Below are 16,945 nucleotides of genomic sequence, written 5' to 3'. Positions count from 1 at the left end.
GACCTTCGCATGACCGTCACCAGAAAGACCCGTCTCGCCGCCGCTGCCCTCGCGGTCGCCCTCACCGTCGTAGCCGGCTGCGGCTCCGGTGACGCACAAAGCGGCGGGAGCGACGCCCCGACCCGTGCGTTCGCCGCCGACAACGGCGAGATCAAGATCCCGGTCAAGCCGAAGCGCGTGATCGCGACCGGCTACGCCGTCCCCGCGCTGCTCGAGGCGAAGGCTCCGCTTGTCGGGATTTCGACGTGGAAGCGCGGCCTGCCGATGATGACGACCGAGGACCGCAAGAAGTACGACGAGCTGCCGAAGGTCGCGGGCGAACAGGCCGCCGAGACGAACTACGAGGCGATCGCGCAGGCGGATCCGGACCTGATCGTGATCGGCGTGCCGAAGCCGGTGCTCGCGGACATCGACGTCAAGCGGCTGCAGGAGATCGCGCCGGTCGTGGCGATCGGGCCGTCGGTGCCGTCGGCGTGGCGGGAGCTTTCGCGCAAGCAGTCCGACGCGGCGGGCGCGCTGGCCGGGTTCGACGCCGCGCGCCAGGAGTACGAGGCGAAGGCGAAGCAGCTCGCGGACAAGTACAAAGCCGTGCTGCCGCAGCTGAAACTGGGCCACGTCGGCGCGTACGGCGAGGTCGCGAAGGGCAACTTCCAGCGCGAGTTCAAGGATTCCTGGGGCACCAACATCGCGCAGGACCTCGGCGCGAACTACTACGGCCAGGTGAAGGTCAAGGGCGGGGGCTCGAAGGACGTCAGCGAGTACCCGTCGATCGAGGAACTGCCCACGGCGTTCGCGCAGGCGGACGCGATCACCTACTCGGTGAAGCCGGACGGCTCGGTGCCGCCCGCGGTGAAGTACGTGCTCGATTCGCCGTTGTGGAAGGAACTTCCGGCGGTGAAGGCGGGCAAGACGTTCGCCTTCCGCTACACCGAAGCGGCCACCTACCGGGCGGCGATGAAGACGCTGGACGCGGTGGACCAGGCGTTCGCGCCGCTGCTGAAGAAGTGACCGCGCGCAGCCGGACCGCGCTGCTGGCCGCCGCCGTCGTCCTGCTGGCGGCGGTGGCCGTGGTCAGCGTGGGCGTCGGGGCGCACGGCATCGCGCCGGCGGAGGTGCTCAAGGCCATCTTCGGCCACGGTGATCCGGCCGATCAAGCGGTGGTGCGGGACGTCCGTGCGCCGCGGGCGCTGCTGGCGCTCGGCGTCGGCGCGGCGCTGGCGGTGGCTGGGGTGCTCGTCCAGGTGTTGTCGCGCAACCCGTTGGCCGAACCCGGTGTGCTCGGCGTGACCGCCGGGGCCGGGTTCGCCATCACGATCGGTTCCGCGCTCGGCATCGCCGTTTCCGAGTCGGGGGAGCTGCTATTCGCGGTGCTCGGCGCGGTGCTGGCAACGCTGCTGGTGTACGCGGTCGGCCGGCGGTCGCCGTTGCGGATGGTGCTCACCGGAACTGCGCTGACCTTCGTGCTCAGCGGCGTTTCGCTCGGCTTAAGGCTGTTGCTGCCCGACACTTTCGACCGGTACCGGTTCTGGGCGGTCGGTTCGCTGGCCGGCCGGGAACAGGCTCCGCTGACGGTGCCGCTGATCGTGATCGCGGTGAGCGTGGTCGCCGCGTTTCTGCTGAGCCGCCAGCTGAACGCACTCGCGCTGGGCGACACTGTCGCGCACACTCTCGGCGCGCGCGTGGCCCGAATCCGCGCGGTGACGCTGCTGCTGATCACTTTGCTGGCCGGAGCGGCGACCGCGGTGGCCGGGCCGATTCTGTTCGTCGGCCTGATCGTGCCGCATCTCGCGCGGCGCGCGGCGGGCGCTTCGGTGCCGTGGCTGACCGCGTTCGCGGTGGTGCTGGGCCCGATTCTGCTGCTGGTGTCGGACATCGGCTCGCGCGTGCTGCTGCCGACCGGCGAGGTGCCGGTCGCGATCGTGACGGCGTTCGTCGGCGGTCCGGTGCTGATCTGGGCGGTCCGCAAGTACGGGACGGCCACGCTGTGACCGCGTTCGTGTTCCGCCGGGGGCGGGTTTCGCTGCGGGTCGAGCGTCGTACCGTCCTCCTCGTCGCCGTGCTCGGCGTCGTTCTCGCCGGGCTCGCGTTGCTGGGGCTTTGTTACGGTGCGGCTTGGGCGAGTCCGGCGCGGGTGTTCGCCGCGCTCGGCGGGTCCGGCGGCGGACCGGGCGTGGTGATCCGCGAATGGCGGCTGCCGCGCGTGGCGGCCGGGCTCGTGTTCGGGGCCGCGCTCGGGCTGGCCGGGGCCATTTTCCAGAACGTCACCAGGAATCCGCTCGGCAGCCCGGACGTGATCGGCCTCGATTCCGGGGCCTACACCGGCGCACTGATCGCGATGACGGTGCTGTCCGGTTCTCCGGCGCAGCTGACGTTCGCGTCGGTGCTCGGCGGGCTGGTCACCGCGGCCGCGGTCTATCTGCTGTCGATGGGCGGCAGCCGGTCCGGGTTGCGGCTGATCGTCATCGGGATCGCGATCAACGCGATGCTGACCGCGTTGAACTCGTGGATCGTGCTGCGCGCCGACTTGGAAGTCGCGATCGCGGCGGTCGGCTGGAGCGCCGGTTCGCTCAACGGCATCGGCTGGAGCGACGTCGCTGTGCCGTTCGGGGTGCTGGCCGTGCTGTTCGCGGTGTTGCTGACCCGGGCGCCCGCGCTGCACCAGGCGGCGCTCGGCACGGAACTCGCGGTGACGACCGGTGTCCGCCACGAATCCCTGCGGCTGCAACTGGTCGTGATCGGCGTCGCTTGCACGGCGACGGTCACCGCGGTGGCCGGGCCGATCGCGTTCGTCGCGCTAGCCGCTCCGCAGATCGGCCGGAGGCTCGCCCGTGCGCCCGGCATACCGCTGCTGCCCGCCGCGCTGACCGGCGCGGTGCTGCTCGCCGGAGCCGACCTAGCCGCGCAGATGCTGCTCGCCCCGGTGTCGCTGCCGGTCGGCGTGGTCAGCACGGCGATCGGCGGCTGCTACCTGATCTGGCTGCTCACCAAGGAGGTGCGGCGGAAGTGACCGCCCGCTTGACCGCGCGGGATCTCACCCTGCGCTACGGCGACCGCGTCGTCTCGACGCGGTTGCAGCTCGACGTGCCCGACCGCGCGTTCACCGCGGTGGTCGGCCCGAACGCGTGCGGTAAATCGACATTGCTGCGCGCGTTCGTCCGGCTGCTGCGTCCGTCCGACGGCGGCGTGACCTTCGACGGCCGCGAGGTCGGGGCGTATCCGGCCAAGGCGCTGGCACGCCAACTCGGCTTCCTGCCGCAGGATCCGTCCGCGCCGGAGGACGTCCGCGTCCGGCAGCTGGTCGCGCGCGGCCGGTTCCCGCACCAGTCGCTGCTGTCGTCGTGGTCGGAGGAGGACGAGACGGCGGTGGTCGGCGCGATGACCGCGGCCGGGGTCGCCGGGCTGTCCGACCGTCCGGTGCAGGAACTGTCCGGCGGGCAGCGGCAGCGGGTGTGGATCGCGGTCGTGCTCGCACAGCGCACGCCGTACCTGCTGCTCGACGAGCCGACGTCGTTCCTCGACATCGCGCACCAGTACCAGGTGCTGGAGCTGCTGAAGCGGCTGCGCGACGAGGGCCGCACGGTGATCGCGGTGCTGCACGACATCAACCAGGCCTGCCGCTACGCCGACCACGTGGTCGCCATGCGCGACGGCCGGGTCGTCGCCGAAGGCGCGCCCGGCGACGTCGTGGACGCCGCGCTGATCAAGGAAGTCTTCGACCTGCCGAGCGTCGTGGTGCCCGATCCGGTCACCGGGACGCCGATGGTCGTGCCGTCGCTCTGACCCCAGGAGTCACCTGTTGAGCACCGCACTCGCCACCCTCGAGCTGACCAGCGCCCAGCTGGGCATCTGGAACGCGCAGCGGCTGGAACCGGATTCGCCGTATTACCTCGTCGGGGACGTCGTAGAAGTCTCCGGCGGCGCACCGGTCGACGTCGCGGCGCTGGCCGAAGCGATCCGGGCGACCACCGAGGAGGCCGAAAGCCTTCGCCTGCGGGTGCTCGACACTCCGGACGGCCCTCGGCAAACCGTGTCCGCCGAGCCGGTTCCGTTGCCGGAGATCGTTGACCTGCAAGGGGAAGCGGACCCGCTGGCGGCCGCGCACGCCCGGGTCGCGGCGGAGCGGCAGCGGGTGGCCGAGGCGTGTCGCGGGATGCTGGACCGGGCGTTGTTCTCGCACGTGATCCTCCGGCTTTCCGACACCGAAGTGTGGTTCACCCAGCTAGGCCACCATTTGGTGTTCGACGGATACACCGCAGCGATGCTCGCCCGGCGCACGGCCGCCCGGTACACCGCGGCGGTGCGAGGCGATGAGGTTCCGCCGTCGACGTTCGGCCGGTTCGCGGACCTGGTCGAAGCCGACCACGCGTACCGGATGAGCGAGCGCTTCACGAAGGACCGCGCGTACTGGTGCGATCGGTTCACGCCGATGCCGGAGCTGGCCGAGGACGCGAGCGCGGCCGGGCTGCCGGAAGCGACGTTCACCGCGCGCGCCGAACTCACCGCGGACGAGGTCGCCGGTCTTGGCGAACTGGGCAAGCGCGCCGGGACGACCTGGGGTGACGCGCTGATCGCATGCTACGCGGCGTTCCTGCATCGCGTGCTCGGGACGGCGGACGTCGTGTTCGCGGTGCCGCTGATGTGCCGGGTCGGGGCGGCGTTGCGGACTCCGGCGATGGCGGTCAACGTGCTGCCGTTGCGGGTCCGCGTGCAGCCGGGCGACCGTCCGGAGGAGCTGACCGCGCGGGTCGCGGAGGCGCTGCGGGAAATGCGCGCGCACCAGCGGTACCGGGGCGAGAATCTGCCGCAGGATCTGGCGGTGCCGGGCGCGGGCGCGTTGCTGCACGGGCGCGGGATCAACCTCAAGGCGTTCGACCTGGAGCTGGCGTTCGGCGAGGCGCGCGGGACGATGCGGAACGTCGCGGGCGGGCCGCCGGAGGACATGGGGCTCAGCGTGCTGCCGACGGCTGGCGGCGGGCTGTTGCTGGGGTTTGAGGTCGATGCGCGTTCGCAGGACGAGGCCGGCGTCGATGCGCAGCTTACCGCGTTGAAGGCGTTGATCTCCGCGTTCACTCGGGCGGACGCGCCGGTGGTCGGCGGGGTGGACCTGGTTCCGGACGTCGCTGCCTTGCTCGCCGAGTGGTCGACTCCTGCCATTGCCCCGCCGGAGGTCCGTGAAGGGCTCCTTGAGGGAATCAGATTCCCTCAAGGAGCCCTTCACGGACAGACCGCGCTGGTCTGCGGCGACGAGCGGCTCACTGGTGACGAGGTGCTGGACCGGGTGCACCGGCTGGCGCGGGCGTTGCGGGCGCGGGGTGTCGGAGCGGACGACGTGGTGGCGCTGGCGTTGCCCAGGTCGGTCGATCTGGTGGTGGCGTTGCTGGCGGTTCTTGACGCCGGTGCCGCGTTCCTGCCGCTCGACTTGGCGCATCCGGCGGAACGGCTTCGCTCGCTGGTCGCCGAGGTGACCCCGAAGCTCGCCGTCACAAACTCCGACCTGCTGCCGGGAGTGCCGCAGCTTCGGTTGGACGAGCCGTCGGTACGGGACGAGATCGCCGGGTATTCGGCGGCAGAACTGTCCGATGTGGACCGTCATCCGGAAGATCTCGCGTACGTCATCTTCACCTCGGGCTCCACTGGGCAGCCCAAGGGAGTGCTGGTCCGGTCCGGCGGGCTGGAGACGTTGCTGCGGAACCACCGCGCGACCACGGTCGCCGAGACCGCGCAGGGACGACGGCTCCGCGTGGCGCACACGTATTCCTTCGCCTTCGACTCGGCGATCGAACAGCTGCTGTGGATGCTGTGCGGACACGAATTGCACTTCTACGACACGGAAACCGCGCGCGACGTCGACGCGTTGCACGCCGCTTTCCTGCGCGACCGGATCGACGTCATCGACACGACGCCGTCGATGGCCGCGCCGTTGCTGGACGCGGGTTCGCTCGATCCGGCGTTGCTGGTGCTCGGCGGCGAGGCGACGCCGCCAGCGTTGTGGCAGCGGGTCACGTCGTCCGGTATCCGGGCACGCAATATTTACGGACCGACTGAGGCCACTGTGGACGGTGCCAGCGCGCCGATCACCGGCGACGAACCGGTGATCGGGTTTGCGGTGCCCGGCACGAGGGCGTACGTGCTCGATGCGGCGCTGCGGCCGGTGCTGCCGGGCAGTCGTGGGGAGTTGTACCTCGCCGGGCCGCATCTGGCTCGCGGTTACCTCGGCCGTCCGGGCGGGACGGCGGAGCGGTTCGTCGCCGATCCGTTCGGGCCGCCGGGGGAGCGGATGTACCGGACCGGCGACGTCGTGCGCTGGATTCGGGGGCGCGGTCTGGAGTACCTGGGACGCCGCGACGGTCAGGTCAAGATTCGTGGCCACCGCGTGGAATTGGGCGAGGTCGAGGGCGCGCTCGGCGCGGTTCCCGGTGTTCGGGCGGCTGCGGCGGCGGTGCGCGGGCCGCGCTTGATCGGGTATGTCGTCGGTGCTGGGCTTGTAGCGGAGGACGTGCGCGCGACGCTCGTGCAGCGGTTGCCGGAAGCGATGGTCCCGGCGGCGGTCGTGGTGCTGGACGAACTTCCGGTGACCGGCAACGGAAAACTCGACCGGGCCGCGCTGCCCGCACCGGCAGCGGCAGACGGTGGGCGCGAGCCGCAGACCGAGCGGGAACGGTTGCTGTGCGCGGCGATCGCCGAGGTGATCGGCGTGGAGCGGGTCGCGGTCGACGATGATTTCTTCGCCCTCGGCGGCGACAGCATCACGGCGATCAGCGTGAGCAGCCGGTTGCGGGCACACGGACTCGACCTCCGACCGCGGGATTTGCTGGCACGGCGCAGTTTCGCGGCCCTGGCGGCGGCGAGCCGGGATCTGTCCGAACCGGACAGCGAACCGGACGAGCCGATCGGTGAGGTTCCGGCGCCGCCGATCGTGCGGACGTTGTTCGACCTGAATCCGGATCTGGACGCGATCGTCGGCTATGCACAGTGGACAGTGCTCCGAGTGGACGGTCCGGTGCCAAGGCTGCGCGAAGGTGTTCAGGCGCTTCTGGATCACCACGATGTGCTGCGGCTTCGGGTCGAATCCGACGGTTCGTTGGTGATCCGGCCTCGGGGAGCAGTCGCGGCGTCGGTGAGCGAGGCGACGGGGGATCCGGCTGAGGTGGCGGAGCGGCTGGCGTCCGAATTGGACCCGCGCGCCGGGGCGATGCTGCGGGTCGCGCTGGTGGGGGACCACGTGGTGATCGTCGTGCACCACCTGGCGATCGACGGGGTTTCCTGGCGGATTCTGCTGCCTGATCTCCAGACGGCGTGCGAGGGCGGGGTTCTGGAGCCCGCGCGCACTTCCTGGCGACGGCATGCGCTGGCACTCGCCGAGCAGGGCGCGAGCGGTGCGCGACGCGGGGAACTGGAGTACTGGCGGTCGGCGCAGAAGAGCAAGCTTGACCCGACGCTCGATACTGTTGCCACCGCACATCGTTCGGTCACCGTCGCGAGCGAAGAGGAAAGCACGGCGATCCTCACGACGTTGCCCGCGGCCTATCGTGCGGGCGTCGACGAGGTGCTGCTCGCCGCGCTCGTACTGACGCTGCGTGGTGACGAAGACGCGTTGACCGTCACGATGGAGGGCCACGGCCGCGAAGGCTTGGACCTCGCTCGCACGGTCGGCTGGTTCACCGCCGAATACCCGGTCCACATTGAACTGTCCGGAGTGGACACACTCGATCGCTTGCTGCGCGCGGTCAAGGAAGCGCGTCGGGCAGTGCCGGACGGCGGGATCGGTTTCGGCGTCCTCCGGTATCTGGACCCCGGCGCTGAGTTCGCGCCGGAAATGCCGGACGTTCTGCTCAACTACCTCGGCCGGTTCACCCCGCTGTCCGGTGGCTGGCAGCTGCCGGACGAGGATCCGTTCGCCGTCATCGAGCCGCCCGCGAAGGCGTTGGAGCAGGTCCTGGCGCTGAACTGTTTCGTCCGCGAGGACAGCGTGCCGCGGATCGCCGTCGAATGGACCGCCGCCAGCCGGGTCCTGCCGCCGGACGAGGTCGAACGCCTGCAAGAAGCGTGGGCAGCGGCGCTGGCCATGCTGGCGGCGCATGCCGGGGAGAGCATCGGCGGGCTCACGCCGTCGGACCTTCCGCTGGTCAGCATCACTCAGGACGACATCGACGCCCTCGAACAGCAGGGTCCGCTCGCCGACGTCCTGCCCGCGACGCCGTTGCAGGCCGGGCTTTCGTTCCACACGCTGACCCGGGGCGGACCGGACGTCTACACCGTCCAGGCGGTCACCCGGCTCGAAGGACGCCTCGATCCGGACCGGATGCGAGGCGCCGCCGAGGAACTGCTGCGCCGGCATCCGGCGCTGCGTGTCCACCTGCACACGACGGCGGCGGGCGAGGTCGTGCAGGTCGTGCCCGCCGACGTGCGCCTGGACTGGCGGCACGTCGAGCACCCGGAGAACGCCGACGACGAATGCGCGGCCGAGCTGGCCCGCCCGTTCGACCCGGCGGTGCCGCCGCTGATCCGGTTCCTCCTGCTCACCCTTGGCCCGGCCGAACACCGGCTGGTCCTGACGATCCATCACGCGCTGCTCGACGGCTGGTCGATGCCGCTCGTCGGCCGCGCCCTGCTGGCCACCTACGCCGAGCTGGACGGCGGACCCGCCGCTCCGGTCGCGCCGTCACTCACGGAATACCACCGCGTGCTGGCGGTCCGCGATCACGACGCGGCCGTCGAGGCCTGGCAGACCGCATTGGCTGGCCTCGAAGAAGGAACCCGGCTCGCTCCGGCGACCAATGAGTCCACTTCGGATCGTCCACAGCGGATCTGGGTCGGGCTCGGCGCGGACTTCAGCGAACAGCTGCGCGTCTTCGCCCGGGAACGCGGCGTCACATCGACGGCGGTGTTCCAAACCGCGTGGGGCGTTCTGCTGGCGCGGCTCACCGGACGACAGGACGTGGTGTTCGGCTGCCCGGTGTCCGGTCGTCCGTCCGACGTTCCGGGCGTGGAAGCGATGATCGGCCAGCTCGGCACCACCATTCCGGTGCGTGTGGCGTTTGCGCTGTCCGATCCGGCCGCGGAGCTGCTGGCGCGAGTGCAGGACGAGAACGCGCGGCTCACCGACCACCATCACCTCGGCCTGCCGGACATCCAGCGCGCGGCGGGCGTGGGCGACCTGTTCGACACGATGCTGGTGATGGAGAACTTCCCGCTCTCCAGCCGGGACCGCGAACCGCTCGCGCCCGGGCTCGACCTCGCGGGCGTCGACATCACTGACGCGACGCACTATCCGCTGACGGTCATCGTGCTGCCCGGCGACGAGATCTCGATTGGCCTTGGGTACCAGCCGAATACCTTCGACGAGGCGACCGTGGCGGCTTACGGCCGCTGGCTGACGACTCTGCTGCACGAGATCGTGGCGGACCCGCAGCAACCGGTCGCACGGCTGCGTTCTCTTGACGCAGAAGAGGAAGCAGCTCTGCTGCAGCAAGGAACCGGTCCGGAACCAAGGCGGGAAGCCGGTACCTGTCTGGAGGAATTCGCCCACTGGGTACGGGAGACTCCGGACGCCGAAGCCGTGGTGTGCCGGAACCGCCGCTTGACCTACGCGGAACTGGACCGGAAGGCGAACCAGCTCGCGCACGCCTTGCGCGAGGCCGGGGTGCGGGAACAAGACCCGGTCGCGGTGCTGCTGGAACGGGACGTCGACCTGGTCGTCGCGCTGTTCGGCGTGCTCAAGGCCGGTGCGGTACACGTTCCGATGGACCCCACATATCCCGCGGAACGGTTGGCGCATCTGGTCAAGGACAGCGCGCCCGCCGCCGTTGTGTCCACTTCGGACACAGGCTTCGGCATCCCGGTGATCGACCCGCTCGTCCTGAATGGACCGTCTACTTGGGACGACGTGGTTCCGTCGCCGGACTCGCTGGCGTACGTGATCTACACGTCCGGCACCACCGGAAAGCCCAAGGGCGTCGCGATCACGCATCGCGGCATTCCGAGCCTGGTCGCGCTGCAGGAGGACGTCGTCGGCATCCGGCACGGCGAGCGGTACCTGCACTTCGCGTCCACGAGTTTCGACGTGTCGTACTGGCAGTTCTTCCTGCCGCTGCTGTCCGGCGGCACCTCGGTGATCGCGCCGGAGGAGGTCCGCGGGTCCGGCGACGACCTGCTCGCCTACGCCGCCGAACACCGCGTCACCGGGCTGAACCTGCTGCCGTCGTTCCTGTCCGCGATGCCGGACGACGCGACGGTGGACCCGGAGGTGTTCTTCGTCGTCGGCGCCGAGCGGCTCGACCCGGAGCTGGCGCACCGCTGGGGCGGCCGGCGGGCGCTGTTCAACGCCTACGGCCCGACCGAGGTCACGATCAACTCCGTCACCTGGGTGTATTCCGCCGACGATCCCGGCCCGCTGCCGATCGGACGGCCGGACCCGCAGGTGCGGGCGTATGTGCTGGACGCGGGGCTGCGGCCGGTCGGGACCGGCGTCACCGGCGAGCTGTACCTGGCCGGGCCGAAGCTCGCGCGGGGGTACGTGAACCGGCCGGGGCAGACCGCGGAGCGGTTCGTGGCCGACCCGTTCGGCGCGCCCGGCGACCGGATGTACCGCACCGGCGACCTGGTGCGCTGGCGGCCGGACGGCCAGTTGGTGTTCCTCGGCCGCGCCGACCACCAGGTCAAACTGCGCGGGTTCCGGATCGAGCCGGGCGAGATCGAATCGGCGCTGGCGCGGCATCCGGACGTGCGGGCGGCGGTCGTGCTCGTGCGCGAGGACCGGCCGGGGGACCGGCGGCTGGTCGGCTACGTCGTGCCGGTCGACGGCGCGGACCCGGATCCGGCCGCGCTGCGCGAGTATCTGGCCGTTGAGCTGCCTGCGCATATGGTGCCGTCGGCAGTGCTTTCGCTGGAGCGGCTGCCGCTCGGGCCCAGCGGCAAGCTCGACCGGGCCGCGCTGCCCGCGCCTGGACCGCGCAATGTCGCGGCGGCTCGGCAACCGGCGACCGAGGCGGAAACCGTGCTGCTGCAAGTGGTTCGGGAACTGCTCGGCCCGGACGTCACGATCGACGACGGGTTCCTCGACGCTGGCGGCGACAGCATCGCGTCGCTCCGGCTGGTCGCGCGTGCTCGCCGGGAGGGCCTGCATCTGACCGCACGGGACGTGTTCGAGGGCGGCACGATCGCCGGGATCGCGGCGCGCTGCAGTGACCAGACCGTCGTGGTGTCGCCGGACCTAACACCCGCGGTCGGGGACGCGCCGCTGACGCCCGTCATGCGTGAGCTGCTGGAACGCGCTGGCTCGGCCGCCGACGGGTTCTGTCAGTGGGTCGAGGTGTGCGTGCCGTCCGGCGGTGATGTGCCGAAGTGGCGGGCAGCGCTTGACGCGGTGCTCGAACGGCACGACGTGCTGCGTTCGCACCTGGCCGGTGATGTGCTGCGCGTTCCGGAGCCTGGCGCGGTGACCGGGGCGGACGTGCTGATGGTCGTCCCGGCGGGCGAGGACGCAGACCTGCGGGCGCTGCTCGACGACCGGATCGCCGCCGTCCGGTCCACAATGGACCCGCGAACGGGTCCGATGCTGCGTGCGGTGTGGGTGGATGCCGGACCGGCGCGTCCGGGGCGGCTCGCGCTCGTTGCACACCATCTCGTCGTGGACGCGGTGTCGTGGCGGATTCTTCTCGACGACCTTGAGCAGGCGTATCTCGGCCACCCGCTGCCCGACCGCGGCCCGTCGTTCCTCGGCTGGGCGCGCGCGTTGGTCGCGGCCAAGCCTGCGCGGCAGGTGGAAAGCCCGCACTGGCAACGAGTTTCGGCTTCAGCCCGTCCGGTGAGTGGCACTGCGCGGCACCACGAGATCGAGGTGTCGGCGGAGATCACGCAGGCGGTGCTGACGACGTTGCCGGGCGCGTACCGGACCGGTCCGGACGCCGTGCTGCTCACCGCTTTCGCGCGGGCTTGGCGCGGCTCGGAGCTGCTTGTCGCGCTGGAGAGCCACGGCCGTCCGGACCACACGCCGGACTTCGCCGGAGCCATCGACCTGTCTCGCACGGTCGGCTGGTTCACCGCGATGTACCCGGCACGGATCACCCCGCTTTCCGGTGAGAGGGCGATTGCCTCCGTCCGCGATCAGCTCCGCGCGGCGGGCGACGGGCTCGGGTACGGCATCCTCGGCGGAACGTCGACCGGGGCGGACGTCAGCTGGAACTACCTCGGCCGGTTCGAGGCGGCACCGCAGACGGAGACGCCGTGGCAGCGTCCGCCGGACGCCGATCCGCTCGGCTCCGAGGGCGGCCCGCTCGCGCACGCGCTGATGGTGAACGCGATGGTGCGCGACGACCGGCTCGCGGTGCGGTTCACCTGGCCGTCCTCGGAGTTCAGCGCGGACGAGGTCGCGGCTTTGGGCGCGGCGTTCCAGGAGGAACTCGCGGCGCTGGCTGCGGCGGTTCCAGCTGGCGAGCTGCTGCCGCTGACGCCGCTGCAGGAGCTGATCCTGCGCGAATCGCGGGCCGCGGACGAGGACCCGTACCCGGTGCAGGCGGCGTTTTCGCTGGCTGGAGCGCTGGACGTACCCGCGTTGGAGGCTGCGGCGACCGCGTTGGTGCGGCGGCATCCGAACCTGGGCGCGGTCTTCCCAGACGGGCACGAGGTGCAGGTGCTGCCGACGGAGCCGCGGGTCGGCTTCCGGGTACGCTCTGTCGAGGATGACGTCGAACGGTTGCTTGCGGAAGATCTCGCCGAGCCGTTCGACCTCGCCAATGGGCCGCTGCTGCGGGTGACTGTGCTTCGGCACAGCGCGGACCGGCACGAATTGGTGCTCACCAGCCATCACCTGCTGTCCGACGGCTGGTCGGCGCCGCGGATTCTGGCTGAGTTGTTCGCCGGGTACTCCGGGGAGTCGCTGCCCGAGGCGGTGCCGGTGTCGCGGTACACGCGGTGGCTCGTCGCGCGGGACCACGCCGTCAGCGGGTACGCCTGGCGGACGGAGCTGGCTGATCTGCCGTCGCGGAAGCTCCTGTGCGGACAGCCCGCGGCGGTCGAACCGGAACTGTTCACTGTGGACGCTCCGTTGGTTGCCGAGCTGACTCAAGCTGGTGCTCGGCACGGGGTTACGGCTGGGACGTTGCTGCAGGGCGCGTGGGCGGCGGTGCTCGCGTCTCGGGCCGGAGTCGCCGATGTTGCTTTCGGGGCGATGGTGTCCGGCCGGACGTCCGAAGTGGACGGTGTAGAGGAGATCCTCGGGCTGCTTGCGAACACGGTGCCAGTGCGGGTCCGGTTTGCCGGAACCGTGGGGGAGACACTGGCGCAAACTCAAACCCGGCAACAGGAACTGCTCGCACACCAGCACGTAGGCCTCGCCGAATTGGCCGCGCTGACCGGCCGGGACCGGTTGTTCGACAGCCTCGTCGTGTTCGAGAACTACCCGGTCGACCCGGCGAAATTGCGTGAACCGGCTCCCGGGCTGCGGATCACCGGGACCCGTTTCCGCGAACGCACGCACTACCCGATGACGGTGACCGTGGTGCCCGAACTCGCGGGCGGCTGGTCCGGCGTATTCGGTTACCAGAAGGGGATTCTGACAGCTGCCGAAGCCCGGTCGCTGGTCGCGGACCTGCTGCGCTTCCTGGCCGAGCTTCCGTCGCGACTGGATGACGACGCGGGCGAGTGGCTGCGGTGAACCTGTGGCGGACCGCGTTCGTGCTCGTGCTGGGCACGTTCATGGCGACGCTCGACAGCACGATCGTCTCGGTCGGCGTCGAGACGCTGGCGCAGCGGTTCGACGCGTCCGTCACCGAGGTCCAGTGGGTCACCACGGCGTATCTGCTCGCGGTGGTGGCCGCCGTACCCGCGTCGGGCTGGCTCGCCGCGCGGTTCGGCGGGCGGCGGACCTGGTTGACCGCGGTGGTCGTGTTCGTGCTGGCGTCCCTGTTGTGCGGGCTGGCTAGTTCGCTGCCGATGCTGGTGGCGTTCCGGGTGCTGCAAGGGCTGGCCGGTGGTCTGCTGCCGCCGACTGGACAGGCGCTGCTGGCGCGGGCGGCCGGACCGGAGCGGATCGGGCGGCTGATCAGTGTCGTCGGCGTCGTGCCATTGCTCTCGCCGGTGCTGGGTCCGCTGGCGAGCGGGGCGATCCTCAACGTCGCGGACTGGCCGTGGCTGTTCTACGTCAACCTGCCGGTCGGCGTGGTCGCGGTGCTGCTCGGACTGCGGTATGTCGCGGCGGACGCACCGACCGATCCGCGCGAGCCGTTCGATTTCCGTGGTGCCGCATTGCTTTCGCCCGGACTAGCTGCGGTGGTATTCGGACTTACCGGGTTCTCCGACGGATACCCCAAGCTGCTTTCCTCGGCGGCGGTTGTGCTGGGTTTGCTGATGCTGGCCGCGTTTGTCCGGCACGGATTGCGAGTGCGCGCGCCGTTGCTGGATCCGCGATTGTTCGCCCGGCCGCCGTTCGGGGCCGCCGCGTTGGCGTTGGTCGTGCTGGGCGCCTCGGTGTTCGGCACGATGTTTCTGCTGCCGTTGTATTTGCGGCGCGGTGCCGGACTGGACGCGTGGGACACCGGATTTCTGTTGGTGCCGCAGGGAATCGGCGCGGCAGCCGGGTCGGTTCTGGTGCATCGCATAGTGGATCGGGTGGCGCCGCGGACGCTGGTGCTGTCCGGGATCGGCCTGGTCGCACTGGGAACGGCGGCGTTTACTCAGCTGGGGCCGGAACTTCCGGATGTCGTGTTGGTCATTTCGTTGTTGCTGCGGGGTTTCGGAGCGGCGATGATCAGTGCGCCGGTGCTGGCGTTGGTCTACCGCAGCCTGGAGAAAACGCAGCTGCCGAAAGCAGCGGGCGCGCTGAATTTGCTGAACACGCTGGGCGGTTCGATCGGGACCGCTGTTCTGGCGCTGGTGTTGCAAAACCGTTTGGCCGCACGAGGGGTTGACGTCGCGGCGGCTTTCGCGGACACGTTCTGGTGGGTGCTCGGCCTGGTCGTAGTGGCGGCTGCCGGGGCGGCGAAGCTGCCTAAGGAAAGGAGCCGGTAGATGCAGGACACGTTGCCCAGCCCGGTGGAGGTGACCGCCGGGGTCGCGCCGGACATCGCGCGGCACCGCGAGACGGTCTCGGCGGTGCTGGCCCGGCGCGATCCGCGGTTGCTGGCGATCGTGGGGCCGTGCTCGGTGCACGATCCGGAGGCGGCGCTGGACTACGCCGGATTGCTGGCCGGTGCCGCGGCTCGATACGCGGACGATCTCGTGGTGGTTTTGCGGGCATACTTGGAGAAACCGCGGTCGGTGACCGGCTGGACGGGGTTCCTCCCGGACCCGACCCTGGACGGCAAAGGCGATCTCTCCACCGGGGTCCGGCTGGGCCGGCAGTTCCTGCTCGACGCGGCGGCGACCGGATTGCCGCTGGCGTACGAATTCGTGGATCCGGTGCTGGCGCCGTATGTCGCGGACACGGTGAGCTGGGGCGCGATCGGGGCGCGGACGGTGGCCAGCCAGCCGCACCGGCAGCTGGCGTCGTGGTTGCCGATGCCGGTGGGGATGAAGAACTGCGTGTCCGGACGGCTGGGTCCGGCGGTGGACGCGATCCGCGCGGCCGGGGCGGCGCACGCGTTTCCCGGGCTGGGCGTGGACGGGCGGATGAAAACCTTGCGCAGCAGCGGGAATCCGGACGCGCATCTGGTGCTGCGCGGCGGTCCGGCGCCGAACTACGACGCGGCGTCGGTCGCCGAGGCGATGGCGGTGCTCGGTGCGGCGGGGCTGCCGCGAAGAGCGGTGGTTGATGCGTCGCACGGGAACAGCGGGAAGGACCACAACCGGCAGCCGGGCGTGATCGCCGACGTGGCGGGGCAGATCCGGGACGGGGCCGCGGTCGCCGGGGTGATGATCGAGTCGTATCTGCGGGACGGGGCACAGGATCCGGAGCGGGTGCCCGCGGATCCGGCGGTGAGCCGGACGGATCCTTGCCTCGGGTGGGAGCGGACGGTTCCGCTGCTGGAGTCGCTGGCTCTGGCCAGCGGGGCGCGTCGCAGGAAGGCCGTGAGGGACTCTGAAACCGTGAGGGTGGCCGTCACGGACAGCTAAGGCAGCAGGTTCGCTCGGCGCGCGGCGTTGACCGCTTGGAGGCGGGTCTTCGCGTCCAGCTTCCGCATCGCGTTGCGCAGGTAGCTCTTCACCGTCTCCGCACCCAGCCCGAGCGCCTCGGCGATGTCCGCGTTCGTTTGCCCGGCCGCCGCACCGGCCAGAACGTCGAGTTCGCGCGCCGAAAGCGTCGGTTGCGGACCTTCCGGAGCGCCGCCGGCGAGCGAGCGGCAGACGGCGTCGAGACGATCGCGCAGGTCCGGATCGTCGAGGGAAGCGACGATGCGACGGAGTTCGGCGTGGCTTGCCCGGACCGTTTCGCGGTCGGCCGGTTCGCCGGACGCGACGTCCGGGGCGGGGGCGAGCAGTTCCAGCCGGCGGCGCACCTCGGCGCGGATCGCCAGCTCCTGCTCCAGGTCGCGGGCCACCTCGACCATCGCAGTGACCGAGCGGTCGCCGAAGCGGACGTGTTCGCGGACCGCGCCGTAGAGGACCGCCCGGACGGTGCGGGACACGATCACCGGCACCGCCATCACCGAGCGCACGCCCTCGGCCTGCACGGCGCGGTCGAAGTGATGGCTGATCGCTTCGCTGGTGTAGTAGTCCGGCAGCACCACCGGTTTCCGCACGCCGATCGCTCGCCCGCCCAGGCCCTTGCCCTCCGCGACGACCAGGCCGAGCAGCGACGTCGTCGAGTTCCCGACCAGTTCGGTCATCCGCAGCCGGCGACCGTCGGTGACCACGCCGCCGAAGGACAGCGGGACCTGCGCGGCTCCGCGCAGCCGCACCAGCGCGCGACGGACCTCCGCGACGTCCTCGGCCGGGCCGGGATCGGTGACGGGCATCGGGGCGTCACCCCTTTTCGGGGGTAGTGGGCCTGCTGACGTGCGGTGATAGT

8 protein-coding genes are annotated in these 16,945 nt (G+C 70.8%); 7 read left to right on the top strand and 1 reads right to left on the bottom strand.

The features are described from left to right. Window positions 1–9: 9 nt before the first annotated feature. From AB5I40_RS10365 to AB5I40_RS10335, 7 genes are read left to right on the top strand one after another with little or no spacing between them, the layout of a single operon-like run. Window positions 10–1,008, top strand: coding sequence for an ABC transporter substrate-binding protein (locus AB5I40_RS10365; RefSeq protein WP_344279583.1), 999 nt, complete (start codon window positions 10–12; stop codon window positions 1,006–1,008). Next, the gene (locus tag AB5I40_RS10360) at window positions 1,005–1,988 is read left to right on the top strand and encodes a FecCD family ABC transporter permease (protein WP_370938245.1); all 984 of its coding nucleotides are present in this window, start codon (window positions 1,005–1,007) and stop codon (window positions 1,986–1,988) included. The genes AB5I40_RS10365 and AB5I40_RS10360 overlap by 4 nt, the downstream gene beginning before the upstream one ends. Further along, window positions 1,985–3,007: a FecCD family ABC transporter permease gene (locus AB5I40_RS10355; RefSeq protein ID WP_370938244.1), complete on the top strand. Its 1,023-nt coding sequence runs from the start codon at window positions 1,985–1,987 to the stop codon at window positions 3,005–3,007. Before AB5I40_RS10360 ends, AB5I40_RS10355 begins: the two co-directional genes overlap by 4 nt. Beyond that, window positions 3,004–3,780, top strand: a complete 777-nt coding sequence (locus tag AB5I40_RS10350) for an ABC transporter ATP-binding protein (protein WP_370938243.1) — start codon at window positions 3,004–3,006, stop codon at window positions 3,778–3,780. The genes AB5I40_RS10355 and AB5I40_RS10350 overlap by 4 nt, the downstream gene beginning before the upstream one ends. 16 nt (window positions 3,781–3,796) lie before the next feature. Next, a complete protein-coding gene (locus AB5I40_RS10345; RefSeq protein WP_370938242.1) occupies window positions 3,797–13,654 on the top strand; it encodes an amino acid adenylation domain-containing protein in 9,858 nt (3,285 codons plus the stop codon). Window positions 13,655–13,695: 41 nt separating this feature from the next. Next, a complete protein-coding gene (locus AB5I40_RS10340; RefSeq protein ID WP_370940489.1) occupies window positions 13,696–15,006 on the top strand; it encodes a DHA2 family efflux MFS transporter permease subunit in 1,311 nt (436 codons plus the stop codon). Beyond that, window positions 15,007–16,050 (top strand): 3-deoxy-7-phosphoheptulonate synthase, encoded by a 1,044-nt coding sequence (locus AB5I40_RS10335; protein ID WP_370938241.1) that lies wholly within the window; start codon window positions 15,007–15,009, stop codon window positions 16,048–16,050. Here the strand turns inward: AB5I40_RS10335 and AB5I40_RS10330 are convergent. After that, complete coding sequence (locus tag AB5I40_RS10330) at window positions 16,047–16,892, bottom strand: LuxR C-terminal-related transcriptional regulator (protein ID WP_370938240.1); 846 nt, start codon at window positions 16,890–16,892, stop codon at window positions 16,047–16,049. The two genes, AB5I40_RS10335 and AB5I40_RS10330, sit on opposite strands and share 4 nt — an antisense overlap. Between the last annotated feature and the right edge of the window lie 53 nt (window positions 16,893–16,945).

The sequence above is a fragment of the Amycolatopsis sp. cg13 genome, from assembly GCF_041346965.1.
Taxonomy (GTDB): Bacteria; Actinomycetota; Actinomycetes; order Mycobacteriales; family Pseudonocardiaceae; genus Amycolatopsis.
Note: the sequence above shows the minus strand (reverse complement) of the source record. Positions and strands in the feature narration are given on the sequence as shown.

Bases quoted from the DNA above. Each gene is read 5' to 3' on its own strand.
- AB5I40_RS10340 (WP_370940489.1), top strand. From the start codon at position 13,696: ATGGCGACGCTCGACAGCACGATCGTCTCGGTCGGCGTCGAGACGCTG.
- AB5I40_RS10330 (WP_370938240.1), bottom strand. From the start codon at position 16,892: ATGCCCGTCACCGATCCCGGCCCGGCCGAGGACGTCGCGGAGGTCCGT.
- AB5I40_RS10335 (WP_370938241.1), top strand. From the start codon at position 15,007: ATGCAGGACACGTTGCCCAGCCCGGTGGAGGTGACCGCCGGGGTCGCG.
- AB5I40_RS10365 (WP_344279583.1), top strand. From the start codon at position 10: ATGACCGTCACCAGAAAGACCCGTCTCGCCGCCGCTGCCCTCGCGGTC.